Genomic DNA, 20304 nt, shown 5'->3' with positions numbered 1-20304 from the left:
TGCTAAGGTATTTCACTGCTAATCGATCAGTAAAGAATAATAAGGAATAGGGAGCTATGCGCCTAAATGGTGTTCAAAGACTGTTAGAAACGGGGCTAATCATCAGCACCTTTGCTGCAGTATTTATTTTATGTGCATTAATCAGTTTTGATCCTGCGGACCCTTCATGGTCGCAAACCGGTGAATTTGTTAATGTTAAGAATATTACCGGCACAGCGGGAGCTTGGGTTGCAGATATCCTATTACTCACTTTTGGCTGGCTTGCTTATTTAGTGCCTGTTGCTATTCAATTGTTCGGTTATTTATTATTTAAACAACCACACCGTATTTTCCAGCTTGATTACACCACGCTTGCCTTACGTGTCATTGGTTTTGCGCTGTTTATTACTTCAGCGACTGCCATCAGCAGCATTAATTTTGATGATATTTATAACTTCTCATCTGGTGGGGTAGTGGGGGATGTTATTGCGACAGCAATGATGCCAACCTTTAATTTTACTGGCACCTCAATTTTACTACTGTGTTTTTTCTTTGCCGGTTTAACCCTATTAACCGGTATTTCGTGGGTGCAATTTGTCGATTTTGTCGGCAAGTGGGTAATGAAAGCATTTTACTTTTTACGTGAGCAATTTTCTGCTTGGTTACATCGTGAAAAAGAAGCTGTTAAAGATATTGCCACGACAGAGCCAGACGCTAACTTTGTAGAGCCAGAAAACGAGCCAGCAATTAGCTTTAATGATGCAGATGAAGAAGAATCAAAGCCTACTAAGCCTAAGCAAAAGCCTGCTGAAAAAGCCGATGATGATTTTAAAGGCTTTGATGAACTAGACGATATTCTTGACCAAGAAATTGGTTTTAGTGCCCTTGATGATGAATCATTCGATACCGTATCGGCACTGAATGCGCTTGATCAGAGCCCAGTTGTTGAGCCAGAAAAACCTGTTACAACGGTTGTTTCGCCTGCGCGCCCTATGCCTAAGCCAAAACCTGCGTATCAGCCACCGCCAACGGCAAAAGAAAAGTTCGAAGCACTGCTTGAAGAGCAGCCGCCTGCAAACCCGTTACCGTCTCTTGATTTATTAGACCGCCCAGACAAAGCGAAAAACCCATTATCTCAAGAAGAGCTTGATGGTATTTCGCGTCTAGTTGAAACCAAATTACTTGATTTTAACATTCAAGCTGCGGTTGTGGGTGTGTACCCAGGTCCGGTTGTAACGCGCTTTGAGCTTGATTTAGCGCCGGGTATTAAAGTTGCTAAAATCACTGGCCTAGCGAAAGATTTAGCACGCTCACTGTCTGCTGTAAGCGTACGTGTAGTAGAAGTTATTCCGGGTAAAACCTATGTTGGTTTAGAGCTGCCAAACAAACACCGTGAAATAGTGCGTTTAAGTGAAGTGATTAACGCACCTAAGTTTGAATCAAACCCATCACCACTGACTATGGTGTTAGGTAAAGACATTGCTGGCGAGCCGGTATGCGCTGACCTTGGCAAAATGCCACATTTACTTGTTGCGGGTACCACAGGTTCAGGTAAGTCAGTGGGCGTTAATGTAATGATATTAAGCTTACTGTACAAATCGGGCCCTGATGATGTTCGTATGATCATGATCGACCCGAAAATGCTTGAACTTTCTGTGTACGAAGGTATCCCACATTTATTATGTGAAGTTGTTACCGATATGAAAGAAGCTGCCAATGCATTGCGTTGGTGTGTAGGCGAAATGGAACGTCGTTATAAGCTTATGTCGGCACTTGGTGTGCGTAATTTAAAAGGTTACAACCAAAAAGTGTTGGATGCCAAAGAAGCGGGCCAACCGATTCTAGATCCACTGTTTAAAGACACCGACGGTATGGCCGATGGCCCTGAAGAGCTAGATAAACTACCAAGTATTGTGGTGGTCATTGACGAATTTGCCGACATGATGATGATCGTGGGTAAAAAAGTGGAAGAGCTGATTGCACGTATCGCGCAAAAAGCCCGTGCTGCAGGTATTCACTTAGTGCTAGCAACACAGCGCCCATCGGTTGACGTTATTACAGGTTTGATTAAGGCGAATATTCCAACCCGTATGGCGTTCCAAGTTTCAAGTAAAATTGACTCGCGTACCATTTTAGATCAGCAAGGTGCTGAAAACTTACTTGGTATGGGTGACATGCTTTACTTACCGCCGGGTACCAGTGTACCTGTGCGTGTACATGGCGCGTTTGTTGACGACCACGAAGTTCATGCAGTTGTAGACGATTGGAAAAAACGTGGCAAACCAAATTATATTGATGAAATTTTAAGTGGCGATGCCACAGAAGAAATTTTACTACCAGGAGAAACCAGTGAAGACGGTGATGAAGAGTCAGATCCGCTTTACGATGAAGCAGTATCATTTGTAATTGAAACCGGCAAAGTGTCGGTATCGAGTGTACAGCGTAAGCTTCGTGTAGGTTATAACCGCGCAGCACGCTTAGTTGAACAAATGGAAACATCAGGCATTGTTAGCGCACCAGGACATAACGGTGCCCGCGAAGTCTTAGTGCCAAATGGTGGAGCAAATTAATGAAAAAAATTAAATACCTAGCCCTAATTATGGGTTGTTTATTAAGCGGTCAAAGTTTTGCAGACGACAGCGAAGCGTTGCAACAACAACTGGCCGCGATTAAAAGTTTTAAAGCAGAGTTTTCACAGCAGGTTACCGATTCGCAAGGCGAAGCTATCATGCAAGGTGAGGGGAATATAGCCCTTCAGCAACCTATGATGATCCGCTGGCAACAGCAAAGCCCAGACGATACTTTGTTTGTATCAAATGGCGACAAAACGTATTACTTCGACAGCTTTGCTGAGCAAGTAACAATTATGAATACTCACAGCCTGATTGATTCAACACCGTTTGTATTGTTGACCTCAAAAGATCCAGAGCAGTGGGCTAAATACCAAGTTGTGGCAACTGATGCAGGCTTTAGTGTCACACCAAACAAAGGCGTTGAGAGCCAAGTTGAAAAGTTAGACATTAGCTTTAACGCTAAAGAACAAGGTCTAGCATCACTGACAGTATTAGATACCTCTGGTCAGCAGTCTTTATTTACCTTTAAAGATGCCAAAGTAAACGAAGCACTTGCAACTCAAACCTTTGAATTTACCATTCCAGAAGGCGTTGAAGTTGACGACCAAAGCCAAGGTGATTAAGGCTTGAGTAATCTCGGATTTAATTTTGGTCCTGATGTGCGCCCACTTGCGGCGCGCATGCGACCCGAAACACTCAATGACTACATAGGTCAGCAGCACCTTTTAAGCCCCGATAAACCTCTTTACCAAGCCATTCTTGCAGGCAGATGCCACAGCCTCATTTTGTGGGGGCCGCCAGGCGTTGGTAAAACCACATTAGCGCAGATTATTGCAAACCATGCCGATGCCAGCCTTATTCAAATGTCGGCAGTCACAGCAGGTGTCAAAGACATTCGTGAGGCCGTAAGCGAAGCAAAAGCAAACCTTGCTGGGCGAGGGCAGCGCACCTTATTATTCGTAGACGAAGTGCATCGCTTTAATAAATCTCAGCAAGATGCATTTTTACCGCATATTGAAGACGGTACTTTTATTTTTGTTGGCGCGACCACCGAAAACCCATCATTTGCACTTAATAACGCGATACTGTCTCGTGCTCGTGTATATGTTTTAAAAGGACTTGAGCAAACTGATTTATTTAACGTAATTGAGCGCGCCTTACGTGAAGACGTAGAGCTCAGCCAAAAAAATATAGATATTGCCGATAACGCTAAGCAAGCGCTTTGCCAAGCAAGTGATGGCGATGCGCGTAAAGTGCTTAACCTGTTAGAACAAGCGGTTGACTTAACCACTGAGCAGCAGGGCAAATACCTTGTTGATCAACATGTGTTAAGCCAAGTTTTACCAACTCACTTAGCCAAGTACGACAAAGGCGGCGATGAGTTCTACGACTTGATTTCAGCGTTTCATAAGTCAGTGCGAGGTAGTTCACCTGATGGCGCTTTATATTGGTATTGCCGTATTTTAGCTGGCGGCGGTGACCCACTTTATGTAGCTCGGCGTTTATTAGCGATTGCTACAGAAGATATCGGTAATGCCGACCCGCGAGCAATGGAAGTCGCACTCAATGCGTGGGATATTTTTCAACGCGTTGGCCCAAGTGAAGGTGAGCGCGCTATTGCACAAGCCACCATTTATTTAGCCAGTGCCCCGAAAAGTAACGCTGTGTATATGGCGTTTAATCAAGCAATGCAAGATGCTAAAAATGAGCCGAGCCATCCGGTGCCAGAGCATCTACGTAATGCACCAACCAGCTTAATGAAAGACTTAGGTTATGGCGCTGAATATCGGTATGCACACAATGAGGAAGGTGCGTTTGCAGCAGGCGAAAAGTATTTCCCTGAGGCAATTAATGATCGCCAGTATTACTTCCCAACCGACCGCGGGCTTGAACAAAAAATAAAACAAAAGCTGGACTATTTAACCCAGCGCAACGAGCAAAGTGATATTAAACGTTATGAATAGTTTGAAACTTTACATGATGATTGCAATGGGTGGCGCTTCAGGGGCATGTTTACGTTATTTTCTTAGCGAAACCATGCTAAAACTGCTCGGTAGGGGATTCCCTTTTGGCACGTTGACAGTTAATATTCTTGGTTCATTGTTAATGGGCATTTTATACGGCTTGATTGAAAAAGAAATAATCGCTGTTAGCCCCGCTAAAACCTTAATTGGTATTGGCTTTTTAGGTGCATTGACCACCTTTTCAACATTCTCAATGGATTCGTTGTTGCTCTTGCAACAAGGTCACTTTTTTAAAATGGCCCTCAATATCACCTTAAACGTGGTGGTGTGTATATTTATGGCTTGGCTGGGCCTTCAGCTGGTAATGCAAAAAGGTTAAAAATCGAACATGTTAGATTCTAAATATTTACGTCAAGATATCGAACAAGCGGCTGCACGTTTAGCATCACGCGGTTACGAACTTGATACTGCAGCGGTAACTGCACTTGAAGAAAAACGCAAAACATTACAAGTAAAAACGCAAGAACTTCAAAGCGAGCGTAATGCAAGTTCCAAAGCTATCGGCCAAGCAAAAGCGAAAGGCGAGCACGAAAAAGCACAACAGCTGCTTGATTCAGTAAGTAACCTTGGCGATCAACTAGACAGCGTAAAAGCAGAGCAAGACGCAGTACTTGAAGAGCTTAAGCAAATTGCACTTGCTATTCCAAACTTACCTGATGAGTCTGTTCCTGTAGGTGAAGACGAAGATCAAAACGTTGAAATTTCAACCTGGGGTACGCCTAAGTCATACGACTTTGAAGTAAAAGATCACGTTGATGTTGGTCAAGACGTAAACGGCCTAGACTTTGAAATGGGCGTTAAAATCAGTGGCGCGCGTTTCACTGTTATGCGTGGTCAAGTTGCACGTATGCACCGTGCTCTAACGCAGTTCATGCTTGATACGCACACAGAGCAAAACGGCTATACAGAAATGTATGTGCCTTACCTAGTTAATAGCGCAAGCTTATACGGCACTAGCCAATTACCTAAGTTTGCTGGTGACTTATTCCACACATTAGGTTTAGTGGATGACGACGGTCAGCAACAACCAGGTTTTAGCTTAATTCCTACAGCTGAAGTACCGCTTACGAACAGTGCTCGTGACGAAATTTACGACGAAAGCGACTTACCAATTCGTTTAACAGCGCATACGCCTTGTTTCCGTAGTGAAGCAGGTAGCTATGGCCGTGATACACGTGGTCTTATTCGTCAGCACCAATTCGACAAAGTTGAATTAGTACAACTAGTAAAACCAGAAGATTCAATGCAAGCGCTAGAAGAGCTAACAGGTCACGCTGAGCAAATCTTACAAGCATTAGAACTTCCATACCGTAAAGTGATTTTATGTACGGGTGATATGGGCTTTGGTGCAGCAAAAACTTATGATTTAGAAGTATGGTTACCTGCACAAAACACTTATCGTGAAATCTCATCATGTTCAAACATGGTTGATTTCCAAGCGCGTCGTATGCAAGCGCGTTTCCGTCGTCAAGGTGAGAAAAAGCCAGAGCTACTTCATACATTAAATGGTTCAGGCTTAGCAGTTGGTCGTACACTGGTAGCAATCTTAGAGAACTATCAACAAGCTGACGGCTCGATTGTTGTACCAGAAGTATTGCGCCCTTACATGGGTGGCTTAGAAGTTATTAAATAACGTTTAAGTTAATAACGTTTTAAAAACCGTATTTTGATCAGAAAATACGGTTTTTTTATGCCTAGCATTAATAATAATTGCGGTACACAGTATTTTTAGTAGACTAAAAAAAGTACTACAAGTTTAAAAACTAAACTACATAGTATTTTATTAAAATACACGAAGGACTGCTGTTATGAAAAGACTACTCGCCGTAGCATCCGCTGCTTTATATTTAGCAAGCTCTGTCGCTTTTGCTAAAGACAAACCCAATATTCTAATTATATTCCCCGATGATGTTGGCTGGCAAAATGTAAGTGCTTATGGACTTGGTACCATGGGTTATAAAACGCCAAACATCGATAAACTTGCCCACGAAGGCGCAATGTTTACCGATCATTACGCGCAACCATCGTGTACTGCAGGGCGCGCTGCACTTATTACAGGTCAATATCCAATTCGTAGTGGCATGACAACGGTGGGCCGACCAGGCGCTGAGCTTGGTTTAAAAGCGGGTTCTTATACCCTTGCTGAGGTTTTAAAAGAGCAAGGTTATGCAACGGGGCAGTTTGGTAAAAATCACTTAGGTGATCGCAACGAGCACTTACCAACCGTGCATGGCTTTGATGAGTTTTTCGGGAATTTATATCACTTAAATACCCAAGAAGAGTTTGAGCAACGTGATTACCCGAAAGATCCTGAATTCTTCAAAAAATATGGTACGCGAGGCGTTTTACATACTTACGCCACAAATGTAGATGACAAAACTGTTGATCCACGTTTTGGCAAAGTGGGTAAGCAAAAAATTAAAGATACTGGTCAGCTTTCTCGTGAGCGTATGAAAACCGTTGATAAAGAGTTTATGGACGCAAGCATAGACTTTATTAAACGAGCGAAAAAAGCAGATAAACCTTTCTTTGTTTGGTTTAACCCAAGCCGAATGCATATGTACACGCGTTTAAGTGATGAGAGCCGTTATTTAGCAGAAGAATACACCACAGAGCATGATTTATACGGCAGTGGTCTGATTGAACATGATCAACAAGTGGGCGAGTTAATGGCTGCACTAGATGATATGGGTGTGCTTGATAACACTATTGTTGTTTATTCTACAGATAATGGCCCGGAGCACAGTGCTCGATTACATGGTGGTACAACGCCTTTCCGTGGTGAGAAAATGACGACCTATGAAGGTGGTGTACGTGTGCCTATGATTGTTCGCTGGCCAGGTAAAGTACCTGCAAATACAGTATTAAACGGTATTCAATCGCACATGGATATTTACACAACGCTAGCTGCAGCAGCAGGTGAACCAAATATCGCGAAAAAAGCACTGAAAGAGCATAAGCAACCGATTGACGGCGTAAATAACCTGAATTACTGGCTTGGCAAAACTGACCAAAGCGCCCGTGATCACTTTTTCTACTATTACGAATCAAGTATAAAAGCGATTCGCTACAAGCAATGGAAGCTGCACTTTGAAACGAGCGAAAATTATTATGCTCCTTATGAAAAGCAAAAGTTCCCAATTTTCTATAACATACGTATGGATCCGTTTGAAAGCTTTGATGGTTTAACCGACCGCTCAGACATAGTGCAAGCTAAGCAATGGCTGAATGAGCCTGTGCAACATCTACTTGGCGAACACATAAAATCGCTATCAGAGTATCCACCACTGCAAAAAGCAGCAAGCTTCGACTTTAGCCAGCTAATGGAACAGTTGATGTCTGGAAAGCAGTAACTCTCAATAAAACAATTTATTGGCTTGTTAATTAAATAAATAGCCGCATCGGGAAGCAAATAAGCTAACCATGCGGCTTTTTGCTTTTGGCTAGAAGACAAGTGATAGTAAAGCTAAAGTCGATCTAAACTCGAACAACCAACGTATTCAAAGCATTAAGTTAATAGTGTGAAGTAATATGAGTGATAAACAAAAGTCTGTTCCAACATCACGCTTAGCACGAGCGGCTCGGCTTGGTTCTTTAGCAGGTAAAGTTGCGAGTAATATGCTGTTTGAAGGCACAAAAGCATGGGCGACCGGCAAGCAAACATCGCGACAAGAGTTATTGTTACAGCCAAAAAATATTCAGCGCTTTGCTGAGCAGCTAGCAAATCTTCGCGGGGCTGCAATGAAATTGGGGCAGCTGTTATCCATGGATAGTGGCGAATTACTTACTCCTGAGCTGTCAGCAACTTTAGCAAGGCTACGTTCAGAAGCGACGCCCATGCCACAAAAGCAGCTAGTTAAAGTAATGCGAGAGCATTGGGGCGATGCGTGGCTAGAACAATTATCGCATTTTGAACTCAGACCATTTGCTGCGGCATCAATAGGGCAAGTGCATATTGCTTATCGAGAATCGGGCGAAAAGTTAGCAGTTAAAGTGCAATACCCCGGTATTGCAAAAGGCATTGCCAGTGATGTTGATAACTTAGCTTACCTTCTCAAGCTCAGTGGCTTATTACCCAAAGAGGTAGAAATACAGCCTCTTATCGAGGAAGCAAAACAGCAGCTTATAAACGAAGCTGACTACGAATTAGAAGCGAGTTTTTTAAAACGCTACAGCGAGTGTTTAAAGGGTGATGACAATTACCTTATTCCAAATGTGGTTGATTCGCTTAGTTCTTCTCAAGTTTTAGTCATGAGCTTTGTTGAAGGGCAAGAGCTAGATGAACTGGCAAGCACTGAGCAAGCGCTGCGTAATAAAGCGGTTGAACAGTTACTCAGCCTATTTTTACGTGAATTATTTAGCTTTAAACTAGTTCAAACAGATCCAAACTTTGCTAATTATCAATATCAAATCGACAATCAACGCTTAGTGCTTTTAGACTTTGGTGCCACCCGTGAACTACCTCAGCATATTAGTGCTGGTTACTTACAGTTATTATCTGCTGCGATTAATAATGATAGGGCAAGCGTTGCAACAGCTGCACAGCAAATTGGCTATTTTCAACAAGGGCTTGCTCAAGAATATATAGATAATGTCGTTGATATATTTCTACTCGCCTGCGAACCACTGCGCCACCAAGATGAGTATGATTTTGCAAATAGCGACTTACCAAAACGCATTAAAGAACTCGGCCTAAAAATGAGCACCGCCTCAGAGCATTGGCACGCACCACCCGTAGATGCCTTGTTCGTTCACAGAAAGCTAGCAGGCCTGTTTTTAATCGCTGCAAAGCTAGGCGCAAAAGTGAATGTGAACAGTATTTTTAAGGAGTTTGAAGTACAGATGGATAAGTAATTGAACGGGAATTTGGGGTAACTTATTTCTGCCCCAAGATGAGCGACGAGCGCATTTTCTTTTTTCTGAATATATTTAAGTACCAATAAAAAATTAGAGTTGGCTATGCCTTAAGTTATTTGTTACTAATAGACTTATTAATACATGCGCGTAACATCGGCAGAAAAATGCGCGACGAGCGAACTATAAAATTGTTAGGGCAATTATGTAAGTTTGGAGGAAATATGGCAGTAAAAGTTAATCAGGTAGAGTTGCTGAAAGAGTATTTTTTTGGTGTTGTCGAACGGTCAGAACACCATGCTCCTAATGTGAGCGAAGTGATTTATCCGCTACTTGGTTTGATTGTTTTGAAAATGGATGATAAATCCGACATACAAGTTAGAGGCAGTCAAGGTGCCACTGGAAATATCTTGTGGTTTACTACGAATTCACAGAAGTATGCTTTCCGTTACGAGCATGATGATGACACTATTGAAATTCGAAAAGACAGTTTTAAAGGTGACATGGTAGCTAAAGTAAATAACTCAACTACGATAGCAGATCTTAAAGGTATTTTTGCTAGTCTTTAGCATAGCCCTAACAAACGCTTTAAGACGGATTCGCAACGCTCGGCGGTTTTGGTTTGAATCGGCTTTTGTGCTTACGGTGCAATAATTGAGTGCTGTGGATGCGTTGCTCACCACTTAAGCGGGTGTTATGTTTCTATGGAGGGGGAAGTGTCTACTAGGTTAATTATATTCTTATTCTTATTTTATCCAGCCGCTTTATACGCAAAAATTGGACCTGTAACTTGGGAAAGTTTAGTTGATGGTTCTGAAATAGTTGCTTTAGTAAAAATTAAGAATATCGAAGTAGTCGATGATGGTCATGGGACGACAAAGGTATTAATAGTTGATTTATTAAAAGGCTCTCAAAGTTCTAATGAAATTAATGTAAGTTGGCATTTAAGCACTGTTAGTAGTGCCTTATATGATATTCATGGTTACCACCTTTTATTTTTAAAAAAGACTGAAGATGGCAAATATAAGCAATCAGTAATAGGTAGATCGTTTTGGAAACTTTATGGTCGAAACAGAGAAAATTTGACTATCAGTCTAGAAACAGAGGATCCTCGCTTATCTACGATTATAGAATTACCGAGTGAATTTTATAAAATTGAGTCAGTACCAGTTAGGAATTGTACAATAGGCTATATAGATTCACGTATAGTTAGTTACAAGAAATTAAAAGAGTACTTTAATCAATAAACATAACATGCTAAGTCAACAGGACAATTTTAAGCTGGCTCCCGTCGCTGCGCTCCTAATTTTAGCCAGCTTAAAAGTTGCTTCTGCTTGAGGCGTTACCGAATAAATACTCTAACTCATTTTTGTCCAGAAATGAGTTAACTCAAATACCCTAAATATCAATTCTCAGGGATAGCTAGACATAGAGATTGGCTTAAAATAAGAGTTAATTGATTTCCATACTCTACAGTACGCGCATATATTTAAGAAAATGTGCGACGAGCGCATTTTCTTTTTCTGAATATCTTTAGTACTAATAGAAAAATTATAGTTGGTGATGCTTTAAGTTATTTGTTACTAATAGACTTATTTATACATGCGTGTAACATCGGCAGAAAGATGCGGCACGAGCGCACTATAAAATTGTTATATACCAAGGGAAATATGGTTCAACATTCTAACTCTGTTCAAATAATGGCTTATATTTGTGGAGTCATACTTTTGCCTGTTTATGCACTAGGTCCTTTATCTATGATTTACTTATCAAGCAATAGAATTGCGGATGGTGATTGGCAAACTTTAACTTTTTTATTTTTCTTATGTAGCGCTTTGGTTTATTTTTGTGGCAAATATTTCTTTCTATTGGTTCGTTTCCTTCGGAGTTTAAAGTTTAGTTTTACGTTCGATTCTAAAGGAATCGTTCTATGTAAAAACGGGCAATCATCATTCCATGCTTGGAGTGATTTAAAAAACTCGAAAGAATATGCTAATTGCCAAATGTATTGTTTAGTCGACTCAAATGGAGAGCACTTATTTTTTATTTGGGAGTATGCTGACAACTACCAAGAATTCCGAGATGCGGCTCTGGTACATATTGCTATATAGCATGTCAATTATGTGTGGGACGTCTAAAGTTTGGCTGGCGCTCATTCCTCGCTATAATTTTAGCCTGTTTAATCCGCCCATTATGCGGGCTTTGGCTCTAATAGGTCGGTGATGGATATACCAATTGAAGATGAATTAAAATCTATTTGTATTGAGATAGTTAACCAAGACTACTCAACTCATCAATGGCTTGAAATAGAGTCGAGCGATATGTTTCAGTCTCCATCGTTTGTTGGTGGCTTTGACGCTGATGAATTGGAGTTCTGCTTTAGTTATTTCTATGAGAATAGCACTGAATTTTGGTTTCAGTTTACTTTAGACCAAGCAAAATCAATTTCAAAAGGTGAAAGCGTTAAGTTGTCTGGCTTAAAATCTGAATAAAACTACATAACAAGTGCCCAAACCAAAGGACACAAAACAGCAGGCTTGTGCTCCTTCGTCGCCAATTTTAGCCTGCTATTTTGTGCCGTTTACGGCAAGCGTTATATTGCAAGGAGAGCTATGCGTAATCTAATCATTATTTTAGTCGCTTCGGCACTAATATCTTGCGTTGGAATTCCTGCTGAAATTTTAAAATCCAAATCAGCTGAGTATCAATTTCCTATTCTGCCTAGTACCGAAAGTACAATCGTATATCTAATATCTCCGGTTGCATACCAAGAACCGAGTGCGTACCAACAAGTAAAAGTTAACGGCATTAATAGTAAGCTATATTTTGGAGCCTACAGTTCAATTACATTAGCCGAAGATTCAACTATACAATATCGCTTCAATCACAATTCAAACTTGGTTGATGCTGGTCAATGGAATCAACTTAAAATAGCAGCTAATAAAAATGAGCTATTTTATGTATTAAAGAATGGTTTATTTACTCAAGTATCTAAAGAGCAAGCTGTCGCTCACATTGTAACCATTGAATATCGGTATTGTGAATATAAACCAAAGCCTTGTGAGCCAATGGTTTACAATGAAATATAACAATCGCATTAAGGGTGGGCGCAAAAAGCTTGGCTGCGCTCATTCTTCGCTTAGTATAACCAAGCTTTATTTCGCCACTTATGCGGGCGTTATTTGGCTTTCAGGGAATGTAGTCGATGGAAGATGAATGGAAGAAATATCTCAATCAAGTTGAGCTTGAAGAGGTAGAGGCTATCAAGGTTAACTTTAGTAACTTTGAACGTTACATATCAGATAATGAAACAACCGCTACCCAGTTTAAAAGAGATAAGGTTGAATACAGCAAACGTTTGAAGCCTTATATTGAATTAGCAATGGCGCGTAAAAACTCACCTGATATACGGAAATTCAGGCATTTTCACATTAGAGTGTTATCAAAAATATGGGACATTCTCTTAGGTGGCTTAATATTTTCATTACTAATAATTGTTGGTTTTGGTTTAGCTAAGTAGCCATATAACTAGACAATGAATCAGATTCACCAAGGCATGTCATGCCATTTGCTGAGCAAATCGCCCGCCAGCTTTTGGTTCACTTATTATTGGGGCGTTATGTAACTAAAGAAAGTGAAAGCTCCGAGTCAAACTAAAGAATTAAGAGAACTCATAAAAGATGCACGTTGGGGTATCTGGCTTTTTGTCGGGCTTAATTTACTTGTTTTAACTTTCTTCTTGTTAGATGGCATTTACAACGAATTTGTTTTTGTACTTCTTTTTATTCAAGTATTACTTTTAGTGGTGTGGTTCTTACCTGTATTTTGCTATCAAGTATTTTACAAAAAGTTGAGAGTAAAACTTGCTGTATACAAAGCGTTAGCCTCCTATAAAGAAGCTGTAAGTCATTTTTCGTGGTAACGTTACATAACAAACGAATTAATAATGGACGTCTCACGCTTGGCTGGCGCTCATTCTTCGCTAAGTATAGCCAAGCTAATCCGCCCATTATTCGGGCGTTACTGATTAAATACTCTAACGTGTTTTTGTCCAAAAGCGTGTTAGAGTGGCCGTCTGCTTCTCGCTCAAACCTATCAGTCAGGAGCATTTCTAACCTAATTGCTAAAAGCAAAAGGTCATGTATAAGTTGTTATAATTCATTGCCCGTCTATTACACATTATTTATCTGAAATGCTTTTATAAAATTCTATCTTTGGGAAGGTAACAAAGATGCCATTAGCTGTCTTCCTATATATCCCCCCAATCAACACATAATCTAACCTAAAAATTAGAAAATAAATTTAGTTAACTATGGTGCGATAAATGTGCGATATGAATAAAGGAATCTATGTTTAAGGTGCGATAAAATAAATAGATAAGTTCAGTAACTTATTGAATAGAGTGTAGAAAAATGGTCGGCATAGCAGGATTTGAACCTGCGACCCCTGACACCCCATGACAGTGCGCTACCAAGCTGCGCTATATGCCGACGTTGCAAGCCATAGTACGGCTTTTTTTATAAAAATCAATATCCCCGCAGTTCGATTGCCTGTTTATTGTTCAGGTAATCCACATTAAATCAATGGGCTAGAGTTTAGTCTAGCCAATCGTTGATCGTTTTGTACATAAAGTCGCGTATTAATGGTTGAGCATCGGCATTAGGGTGCAAGTTATCGTTTTGCATAAGTTCAGGGCGGCCTGCAATGCGAAGCATGAAAAAGGGCATGAGCTCAGAATCTGTTTCATCGGCAATGGTTTTAAAGCTATCGGTGAAAAGTTTGGTATAACGCGGGCCATAGTTTGGTGGAATTTGTACTTCCATTACGGCGGTTTTCGCCCCAATTTTTTGGCTTTTTGCAATTAAATCACGTAAGTTAGCTTGCAGGCGTTTAATAGGGAAACCTCGTAAACCATCGTTTCCGCCAAGCTCAATGAGTACATGAGTGGGTTCAAATTCGCTCAGTAACGCGTCGAGTCGCCTTAGAGCACCGCCTGTGGTTTCACCGCTAATACTGGCGTTTACTAGGTATACAGATTGGTCTTTTTCATCGTACTTATCTTGTAACAATTTAACCCAGCCTTGCTCTTGTTTAAGACCGTAAGCGGCGCTTAAACTGTCACCTAGAATTAAAATTGTGTTGTCAGCTGCTGCCGTAAGTGGTTTGATTACTAACAGTAAAACGAATATAAAACGTAGGATTGGATGCATCATATGTCAGCGCTTTCTCAATTAAACATCATTCAAGTTAAAGGACTTTCTAAAACGGTCACCACGGTTGAGGGCGACCTGACCATCCTCAGTGACATCAGCTTTAATGTCAAGTCGGGTGACTCAGTTGCAGTGGTAGGCACCTCTGGTTCGGGTAAGTCTACTTTATTAAGTTTATTAGCAGGCCTTGACCAATCAACGGGCGGTAGTATTCATTTAGATGGAGCCGCATTACACGAATTAGATGAAGAAGCACGCGCAGCACTTCGCGCTGAAAAAGTAGGTTTTGTATTTCAGTCTTTTATGCTTGTACAAAGCTTAACAGCCCTTGAAAACGTAATGCTTCCCGCTGAACTTGCAGGAAGCAAAGACGCTAAACAACAAGCCCTAGAGCTACTTGAAAAAGTAGGCTTAAGCCATCGTGTTGGTCATTACCCGTCGCAATTGTCTGGTGGTGAGCAGCAACGTGTAGCAATTGCGCGTGCATTTATAGGCACACCGAAAATCTTATTTGCCGATGAACCATCAGCAAACCTTGATAGCAAAAACGGTAAGTTAATTGAGTCTCTATTATTTGAGCTAAATAAAGAGCACGGCACGACACTTATTTTAGTAACCCATGATGAGCAGCTTGCACAAAAGTGCCAGCAAATTTTACATATTGAAGCAGGGCAGCTAGTAACTGTTAAAGAAAACGAAGGAGTGCAAGCGAATGTGGGCTAAATTAGCACTAAAACTGTTTTCACGTGAGTTTAAGCGTGGCGAATTAACAGTGATCAGTGCAGCAATAGCCTTAGCTGTGCTCACTGTTTTAACATTGTCTATGGTTACCGACCGCATTGGTCAAAGTATTGAAGAAAAAAGCAGTGCCTTTATTGCCGCTGATCGCGTTTTAGCAAGTAACCATGCTTTACCTGTTGAGTTTTTAGAACAAGCTAACCAAGAAAACTTACGCACCGCTAAAATAACTTACTTCGACACCATGTTATTTGCCGGTGACGAAATGCAACTTGGCTCGGTTAAAGCGGTATCAAACACCTATCCGTTAAAAGGCGAGTTAAAAGTAAAAACTAGCCTGACTGGTCAACCACAAGTAACAAACGACATCCCTAGTCGTGGTGAAGTATGGTTAAGTGAATCTGTGTTTTATGCGCTAAACATTAAAGTGGGCGATAAAGTAGAGCTTGGTGCTGCTACGTTTACGGCTAGTCATGTTGTAGCCGAAGAGCCTGATGCACCGTTTAATGTGTTCTCGAGCAGCCAGCGAATCTTAATTAATGAAGCAGACATTGCTGTTACAGAGGTAATTCAGCCGGGCAGCCGGGTGTTTTACCGCCAACTTTATGCTGGCGACAAAGACAATTTAGATACCTTCTATGCGTGGTTAAAACCACAGATGAAAGAAAACCAGCGTTGGTATGGTGTTAAAGACCGCCAGTCACCTATTTCTAATAGTTTAAATCGTGCCGAGAGTTACTTATTGTTAGCTGGTTTGCTAGGCATTATTTTAGCAGCTGTTGCTATTGCGGTATCGGCAAAACGTTATTGTGAGCGTCAGTACGACCCAGTTGCTATGATGAAAACGCTTGGCGGTAGCCGCGCTATGATCCGTAAAATCTATTTATTACATTTGAGCCTTGTGTGTTCAATGTCGGTGATTGTCGGTTTATTGATTGGTTATGGTTTACAAGCGGTTGCCACGGATTATTTGGCACAAACCATGGGCACAGCACTGCCGAGCGCATCGGCAAAACCTTGGATTATTGCGATCAGCACAGGTGTGATTTGTGCGGTTATGTTTTCAATTAAACCGCTACTCGATTTATTTGATATTCCGCCGCTACGTGTACTTCGCCGTAATTTAGGCGACCGTTTATTAGTAAGTAAAGTGCACCTTACTATGTCGGCGCTTACTGTGTTTTTACTGATGTGGTTATTTAGTAACAACATCAAAATTAGTGCAATTTTGTTCCTTTCGACGGCATTTTTAATTGCGGTGTTATTTGCTTTATCGAAGGTTATTTTTGGTGGGGGCCGCAAACTTGGCTTGAGTCCAGGCAACAGTTGGTCATTGGCGATTGCGTCAATTCAAAAGCGTGCCAATGTGAATGCTGTGCAATTAATTAGCTTTGCTTTGGCTATCAAGTTATTACTGTTTTTAATTGTACTTAAGAACGACATGATTTCGGACTGGCAGTCTCAGCTTCCTGAAAATGCACCTAATTCATTTTTAGTGAACATTACTGAGCAAGAGTTAGAGCCTATTACTAGCTTCTTAGCGCAAAACGATATGCCAACGTCTGATTTCTATCCGGTTGTGCGTGGCCGTGTAAACGCAGTTAATGGCGAGTTGGTTGCCCGCGAAGTATCGCAAGAAGACAACGAAAAGAAAGATGAAGAAGCCCGCTCTGGTATTGGCCGTGAGTTAAACCTAACTTGGCGTAAAGACTTGCCTAATCAAAACGAGCTTATCGACGGTGCATGGTTTAGTGAAGACTCAGTAGCCGAGGCATCGGTTGAAGAGTCGACGCTTGAACGCCTTGATGTAAAAATTGGCGATACGCTTACCTTCTTAATTGGTGCACAATCATTCGATGCAAAAATTACCAGTGTGCGCAAGGTTAATTGGACAACGCTTAAACCAAACTTCTTTATTATTTTAAGCCCTGATGTGCTAGCGAGCTTTCCTGCTACTTATATTTCATCAGTGAATGTAAAAGCAGAGAAAAAACGAGAGTTTAATGAGCTAATGCGTCAATACCCCACGGTTAACGTGATAGATGTTGAAAGCTTCATTAAACAAATTCGCTCAACCATAGAGCAAGTATCGTTAGCGATTGGCTTTGTACTAGCGATTGTGGTTGCCTGTGGCGCTTTAGTACTTATTTCACAAGTGCAAGCAAGTTTGGGTGAGCGAATGCAAGAGATTGTTATTTTGCGAACTTTAGGTGCTAAAGGGCGCTTAATTAAAAATGCCACCTTATATGAGTTTTTACTATTAGGTGTTACTGCAGGTTTAGTGGCTGCCATTGTCAGTGACATCGCTCTGTTAATAGTGCAAAAACAAATGTTCGATTTAGCAGGTAAGTTCCACCCTCATATTTGGGTTATTGGCCCAGCAGTCGGGGGCTTATTTGTGGCATGTTTAGGTTATTTGATGATAGCCCGCACAATGCGAAAAAATACCCAAGGCTTATTACGCTCGCTCGCGTAAATGGCTTAATTAAGGTTGACTATAAAATGCTCGCAATTGCGGGCATTTTTTATGAATTGCAATTGGTTACTGGTAATTTATACAGTGCTCTGGCATTATTAACCGCAGATAATAATGATAATAGACGAGTCAGTTAGTTGGCGATTATTTTAGGGATTGATCCTGGTTCACGATTAACAGGGTACGGCGTGATTGCTCACCAAGGTGCTAAGTTCACTTATTTAGGCAGTGGCTGCATTAAATTGGCCGATCACGATTTTCCGATACGCTTAAAAATGATTTACCAAGGGATCAGTCAATTGGTAGAGCAATTCTCCCCAGACAGTTTTGCTATCGAAAAAGTGTTTATGGCGCATAACCCTGACTCGGCACTTAAACTAGGCCAAGCACGTGGCGCTGCTATCGTTGGTGCTTCAATGGCAGAGCTGCCAGTTTATGAATATTCAGCTAGGCAAATTAAGCAGGCCGTTGTAGGCAATGGCGGAGCCGATAAGTCTCAAGTACAGCATATGGTTAAAAACATTTTAAAGCTGCCAGGTACCCCTCAAGCCGATGCCGCAGATGCTTTAGCAATTGCTATTTGTCATGCACACTCAGAACAAAATTTAATAAAACTTGCGGGCAGTGCGAGCAAAACCGTAAGAGGACGATTAAGGAAGTAATATGATTGGTCGATTAAATGGCTTACTTGTTGAAAAGCAGCCACCAGAAATTCTTATCGAAGTAAGTGGTGTAGGCTACGAAGTACAAATGCCGATGACTTGCTTTTATGATTTACCGGCAGTGGGTGAGCAAGCGATTATTTATACCCATTTTGTGGTACGTGAAGATGCCCAGCTATTATTTGGCTTTAACAACAAAACCGAACGCGCTTTATTTAGAGAGCTTTTAAAAGCCAATGGTGTAGGGCCAAAGCTTGGTCTAGCTATTTTATCGGGTATGTCGGCGCAGCAATTTGTAAGTTGTGTTAATAATGAAGATGCGACCACACTGGTTAAACTACCGGGCGTTGGTAAAAAAACGGCTGAGCGTTTAGTGCTCGAAATGAAAGACCGGCTTAAAAATTGGGGTAATGACTTATTTACACCATTTAGCGATAATGCCGTCATTGAGCCATCAAGTGATGATACCCTAGTGGCAAATAATGCTGCTGATGATGCTGTATCAGCACTTGTGGCATTAGGCTATAAGCTACCGCAAGCACAAAAAGCGGTTAAAACAGTGAACAAACCAGATATGACGACTGAGGTTCTAATTAAAGAAGCTCTAAAATCAATGTTGTGAGTAAACCATGATTGAAGCAGATCGCTTAATAGATGCGAGTGAACAAAGTAACGAAGACAGTGTTGATCGTGCCATACGACCAAAACTGTTAACCGATTACACAGGCCAGCCGCATGTTAAGCAGCAAATGGAAATTTTTATTGAGGCTGCTCGCCATCGTGGCGAAGCACTGGATCACTTATTAATATTTGGTCCACCGGGTCTTGGTAAAACCACACTTGCAAACATTGTTGCCAACGAGCTTAACGTTAATATTAAAACAACGTCGGGGCCAGTGCTTGAAAAAGCAGGGGATTTAGCCGCACTTTTAACGAACCTTGAAGAAGGTGACGTACTGTTTATTGACGAAATTCACCGTTTGAGCCCGCAAGTCGAAGAGATTTTGTATCCAGCAATGGAAGATTATCAGCTGGATATCATGATAGGTGAAGGCCCTGCAGCACGTTCAATAAAGCTTGATTTACCGCCATTTACTTTAATTGGCGCAACAACGCGTGCAGGCTCACTTACCTCACCACTTAGAGACCGTTTTGGTATCGTACAGCGATTAGAGTTTTATTCAGTTGAAGACCTCTCAAAAATTGTTGCCCGTTCAGCAAGCTTTTTAGACTTAACCATGTGTGATGAAGGCGCTACAGAAATCGCCAAGCGCTCACGTGGTACACCTCGCATAGCGAATCGTTTATTACGCCGCGTTCGTGATTACACCCAAGTGAAATCAGACGGTAAAGTGAATGCTACAGTTGCCGAGCAAGCCCTCGATATGATTGATGTCGATAAAAGCGGTTTTGACTACATGGATAGAAAATACTTGCTAGCTATTATCGAAAAATTTATGGGCGGCCCCGTTGGCCTTGATAACCTAGCGGCTGCAATTGGTGAAGAAAAAGAAACCATTGAAGATGTGATAGAGCCGTTTTTAATTCAACAAGGCTTTATACAACGCACCCCACGCGGACGCCTGGTTTCGGACATCGCTTATTTACACTTTGGGCTAACGCCAGAAAAATAACTAAAAACCCCGCGGAGCGGGGTTTTTAGTAGTTAGATTTCAGAAGTTAGATATCAGTTGATCGAGAGGGTGGTTTTATTTTTGTTTAATTAAACAAAAAGCTTGCAATAGATGATATTAGTTTTACTTTGTCCTAACCACTAACCACTAACCA

General features: G+C 41.3%; 20 protein-coding genes and 1 tRNA gene. 19 read left to right on the top strand and 2 right to left on the bottom strand.

Annotated elements, in window-relative coordinates; all coding sequences use genetic code 11:
* Positions 1-56 precede the first annotated feature (56 nt).
* From CWC02_RS00105 to CWC02_RS00040, 14 genes are all read left to right on the top strand, one after another.
* Positions 57-2549 carry a DNA translocase FtsK gene (locus CWC02_RS00105; protein WP_138615744.1) on the top strand — a complete coding sequence of 831 codons (2493 nt, stop codon included), beginning with the start codon at positions 57-59 and terminating at the stop codon, positions 2547-2549.
* Positions 2549-3175, top strand: coding sequence for an outer membrane lipoprotein periplasmic chaperone LolA (gene lolA / locus CWC02_RS00100; RefSeq protein WP_062565165.1), 627 nt, complete (start codon positions 2549-2551; stop codon positions 3173-3175). Before CWC02_RS00105 ends, lolA begins: the two co-directional genes overlap by 1 nt.
* Positions 3176-3178: 3 nt before the next feature.
* Positions 3179-4516 (top strand): replication-associated recombination protein A, encoded by a 1338-nt coding sequence (locus CWC02_RS00095; RefSeq protein ID WP_054552974.1) that lies wholly within the window; start codon positions 3179-3181, stop codon positions 4514-4516.
* A complete protein-coding gene (gene crcB / locus CWC02_RS00090) occupies positions 4509-4895 on the top strand; it encodes a fluoride efflux transporter CrcB (protein WP_082389253.1) in 387 nt (128 codons plus the stop codon). The genes CWC02_RS00095 and crcB overlap by 8 nt, the downstream gene beginning before the upstream one ends.
* Positions 4896-4904: 9 nt before the next feature.
* The gene (serS, locus tag CWC02_RS00085) at positions 4905-6209 is read left to right on the top strand and encodes a serine--tRNA ligase (RefSeq protein WP_054552975.1); all 1305 of its coding nucleotides are present in this window, start codon (positions 4905-4907) and stop codon (positions 6207-6209) included.
* A gap of 175 nt (positions 6210-6384) precedes the next feature.
* The gene (locus CWC02_RS00080; protein ID WP_138600078.1) at positions 6385-7929 is read left to right on the top strand and encodes an arylsulfatase; all 1545 of its coding nucleotides are present in this window, start codon (positions 6385-6387) and stop codon (positions 7927-7929) included.
* 178 nt (positions 7930-8107) lie between these two features.
* Positions 8108-9430, top strand: coding sequence for an ABC1 kinase family protein (locus CWC02_RS00075; protein ID WP_138615742.1), 1323 nt, complete (start codon positions 8108-8110; stop codon positions 9428-9430).
* A gap of 224 nt (positions 9431-9654) precedes the next feature.
* Positions 9655-9999: a Vch_cass14 family protein gene (locus tag CWC02_RS00070; protein WP_138615740.1), complete on the top strand. Its 345-nt coding sequence runs from the start codon at positions 9655-9657 to the stop codon at positions 9997-9999.
* A gap of 147 nt (positions 10000-10146) precedes the next feature.
* Positions 10147-10677: a hypothetical protein gene (locus tag CWC02_RS00065; RefSeq protein ID WP_138615738.1), complete on the top strand. Its 531-nt coding sequence runs from the start codon at positions 10147-10149 to the stop codon at positions 10675-10677.
* Positions 10678-11100: 423 nt separating this feature from the next.
* Positions 11101-11541, top strand: coding sequence for a hypothetical protein (locus tag CWC02_RS00060; RefSeq protein ID WP_138615736.1), 441 nt, complete (start codon positions 11101-11103; stop codon positions 11539-11541).
* A gap of 111 nt (positions 11542-11652) precedes the next feature.
* Complete coding sequence (locus CWC02_RS00055) at positions 11653-11922, top strand: hypothetical protein (RefSeq protein WP_138615734.1); 270 nt, start codon at positions 11653-11655, stop codon at positions 11920-11922.
* A gap of 120 nt (positions 11923-12042) precedes the next feature.
* Positions 12043-12519 (top strand): hypothetical protein, encoded by a 477-nt coding sequence (locus tag CWC02_RS00050; protein WP_138615732.1) that lies wholly within the window; start codon positions 12043-12045, stop codon positions 12517-12519.
* A 116-nt stretch (positions 12520-12635) separates the two neighbouring features.
* Positions 12636-12950 (top strand): hypothetical protein, encoded by a 315-nt coding sequence (locus tag CWC02_RS00045; RefSeq protein WP_138615729.1) that lies wholly within the window; start codon positions 12636-12638, stop codon positions 12948-12950.
* A 114-nt stretch (positions 12951-13064) separates the two neighbouring features.
* Positions 13065-13352, top strand: coding sequence for a hypothetical protein (locus CWC02_RS00040; RefSeq protein ID WP_138615727.1), 288 nt, complete (start codon positions 13065-13067; stop codon positions 13350-13352).
* A 491-nt stretch (positions 13353-13843) separates the two neighbouring features.
* Here the strand turns inward: CWC02_RS00040 and CWC02_RS00035 are convergent.
* Positions 13844-13920, bottom strand: a tRNA-Pro gene (locus CWC02_RS00035).
* 105 nt (positions 13921-14025) lie between these two features.
* Positions 14026-14643: an arylesterase gene (locus CWC02_RS00030; protein WP_138615725.1), complete on the bottom strand. Its 618-nt coding sequence runs from the start codon at positions 14641-14643 to the stop codon at positions 14026-14028.
* Between CWC02_RS00030 and CWC02_RS00025 the strand changes: the two genes are divergently transcribed.
* From CWC02_RS00025 to ruvB, 5 genes are all read left to right on the top strand, one after another.
* Positions 14644-15363 (top strand): ABC transporter ATP-binding protein, encoded by a 720-nt coding sequence (locus CWC02_RS00025; RefSeq protein WP_054553007.1) that lies wholly within the window; start codon positions 14644-14646, stop codon positions 15361-15363.
* Positions 15353-17854: an ABC transporter permease gene (locus CWC02_RS00020; protein ID WP_138615723.1), complete on the top strand. Its 2502-nt coding sequence runs from the start codon at positions 15353-15355 to the stop codon at positions 17852-17854. Before CWC02_RS00025 ends, CWC02_RS00020 begins: the two co-directional genes overlap by 11 nt.
* 137 nt (positions 17855-17991) lie before the next feature.
* The gene (gene ruvC / locus CWC02_RS00015; protein ID WP_054553009.1) at positions 17992-18516 is read left to right on the top strand and encodes a crossover junction endodeoxyribonuclease RuvC; all 525 of its coding nucleotides are present in this window, start codon (positions 17992-17994) and stop codon (positions 18514-18516) included.
* Between the two features lies 1 nt (position 18517).
* Positions 18518-19138 (top strand): Holliday junction branch migration protein RuvA, encoded by a 621-nt coding sequence (gene ruvA, locus CWC02_RS00010; protein ID WP_054553010.1) that lies wholly within the window; start codon positions 18518-18520, stop codon positions 19136-19138.
* A 7-nt stretch (positions 19139-19145) separates the two neighbouring features.
* Positions 19146-20150, top strand: a complete 1005-nt coding sequence (gene ruvB, locus CWC02_RS00005; protein WP_054553011.1) for a Holliday junction branch migration DNA helicase RuvB — start codon at positions 19146-19148, stop codon at positions 20148-20150.
* The last annotated feature ends 154 nt before the right edge of the window (positions 20151-20304 follow it).

Origin of the sequence: Pseudoalteromonas sp. S2721 (assembly GCF_005887425.1) — a bacterium.
Taxonomy (GTDB): domain Bacteria; phylum Pseudomonadota; class Gammaproteobacteria; order Enterobacterales; family Alteromonadaceae; genus Pseudoalteromonas; species Pseudoalteromonas simplex.
This window is presented reverse-complemented; position numbering and strand designations above follow the sequence as displayed.

Bases quoted from the DNA above. Each gene is read 5' to 3' on its own strand.
- CWC02_RS00105 (WP_138615744.1), top strand. From the start codon at position 57: ATGCGCCTAAATGGTGTTCAAAGACTGTTAGAAACGGGGCTAATCATC.
- lolA (WP_062565165.1), top strand. From the start codon at position 2,549: ATGAAAAAAATTAAATACCTAGCCCTAATTATGGGTTGTTTATTAAGC.
- crcB (WP_082389253.1), top strand. From the start codon at position 4,509: ATGAATAGTTTGAAACTTTACATGATGATTGCAATGGGTGGCGCTTCA.
- serS (WP_054552975.1), top strand. From the start codon at position 4,905: ATGTTAGATTCTAAATATTTACGTCAAGATATCGAACAAGCGGCTGCA.
- CWC02_RS00080 (WP_138600078.1), top strand. From the start codon at position 6,385: ATGAAAAGACTACTCGCCGTAGCATCCGCTGCTTTATATTTAGCAAGC.
- CWC02_RS00075 (WP_138615742.1), top strand. From the start codon at position 8,108: ATGAGTGATAAACAAAAGTCTGTTCCAACATCACGCTTAGCACGAGCG.
- CWC02_RS00070 (WP_138615740.1), top strand. From the start codon at position 9,655: ATGGCAGTAAAAGTTAATCAGGTAGAGTTGCTGAAAGAGTATTTTTTT.
- CWC02_RS00060 (WP_138615736.1), top strand. From the start codon at position 11,101: ATGGTTCAACATTCTAACTCTGTTCAAATAATGGCTTATATTTGTGGA.
- CWC02_RS00055 (WP_138615734.1), top strand. From the start codon at position 11,653: ATGGATATACCAATTGAAGATGAATTAAAATCTATTTGTATTGAGATA.
- CWC02_RS00050 (WP_138615732.1), top strand. From the start codon at position 12,043: ATGCGTAATCTAATCATTATTTTAGTCGCTTCGGCACTAATATCTTGC.
- CWC02_RS00045 (WP_138615729.1), top strand. From the start codon at position 12,636: ATGGAAGATGAATGGAAGAAATATCTCAATCAAGTTGAGCTTGAAGAG.
- CWC02_RS00030 (WP_138615725.1), bottom strand. From the start codon at position 14,643: ATGATGCATCCAATCCTACGTTTTATATTCGTTTTACTGTTAGTAATC.
- CWC02_RS00025 (WP_054553007.1), top strand. From the start codon at position 14,644: ATGTCAGCGCTTTCTCAATTAAACATCATTCAAGTTAAAGGACTTTCT.
- CWC02_RS00020 (WP_138615723.1), top strand. From the start codon at position 15,353: ATGTGGGCTAAATTAGCACTAAAACTGTTTTCACGTGAGTTTAAGCGT.
- ruvA (WP_054553010.1), top strand. From the start codon at position 18,518: ATGATTGGTCGATTAAATGGCTTACTTGTTGAAAAGCAGCCACCAGAA.
- ruvB (WP_054553011.1), top strand. From the start codon at position 19,146: ATGATTGAAGCAGATCGCTTAATAGATGCGAGTGAACAAAGTAACGAA.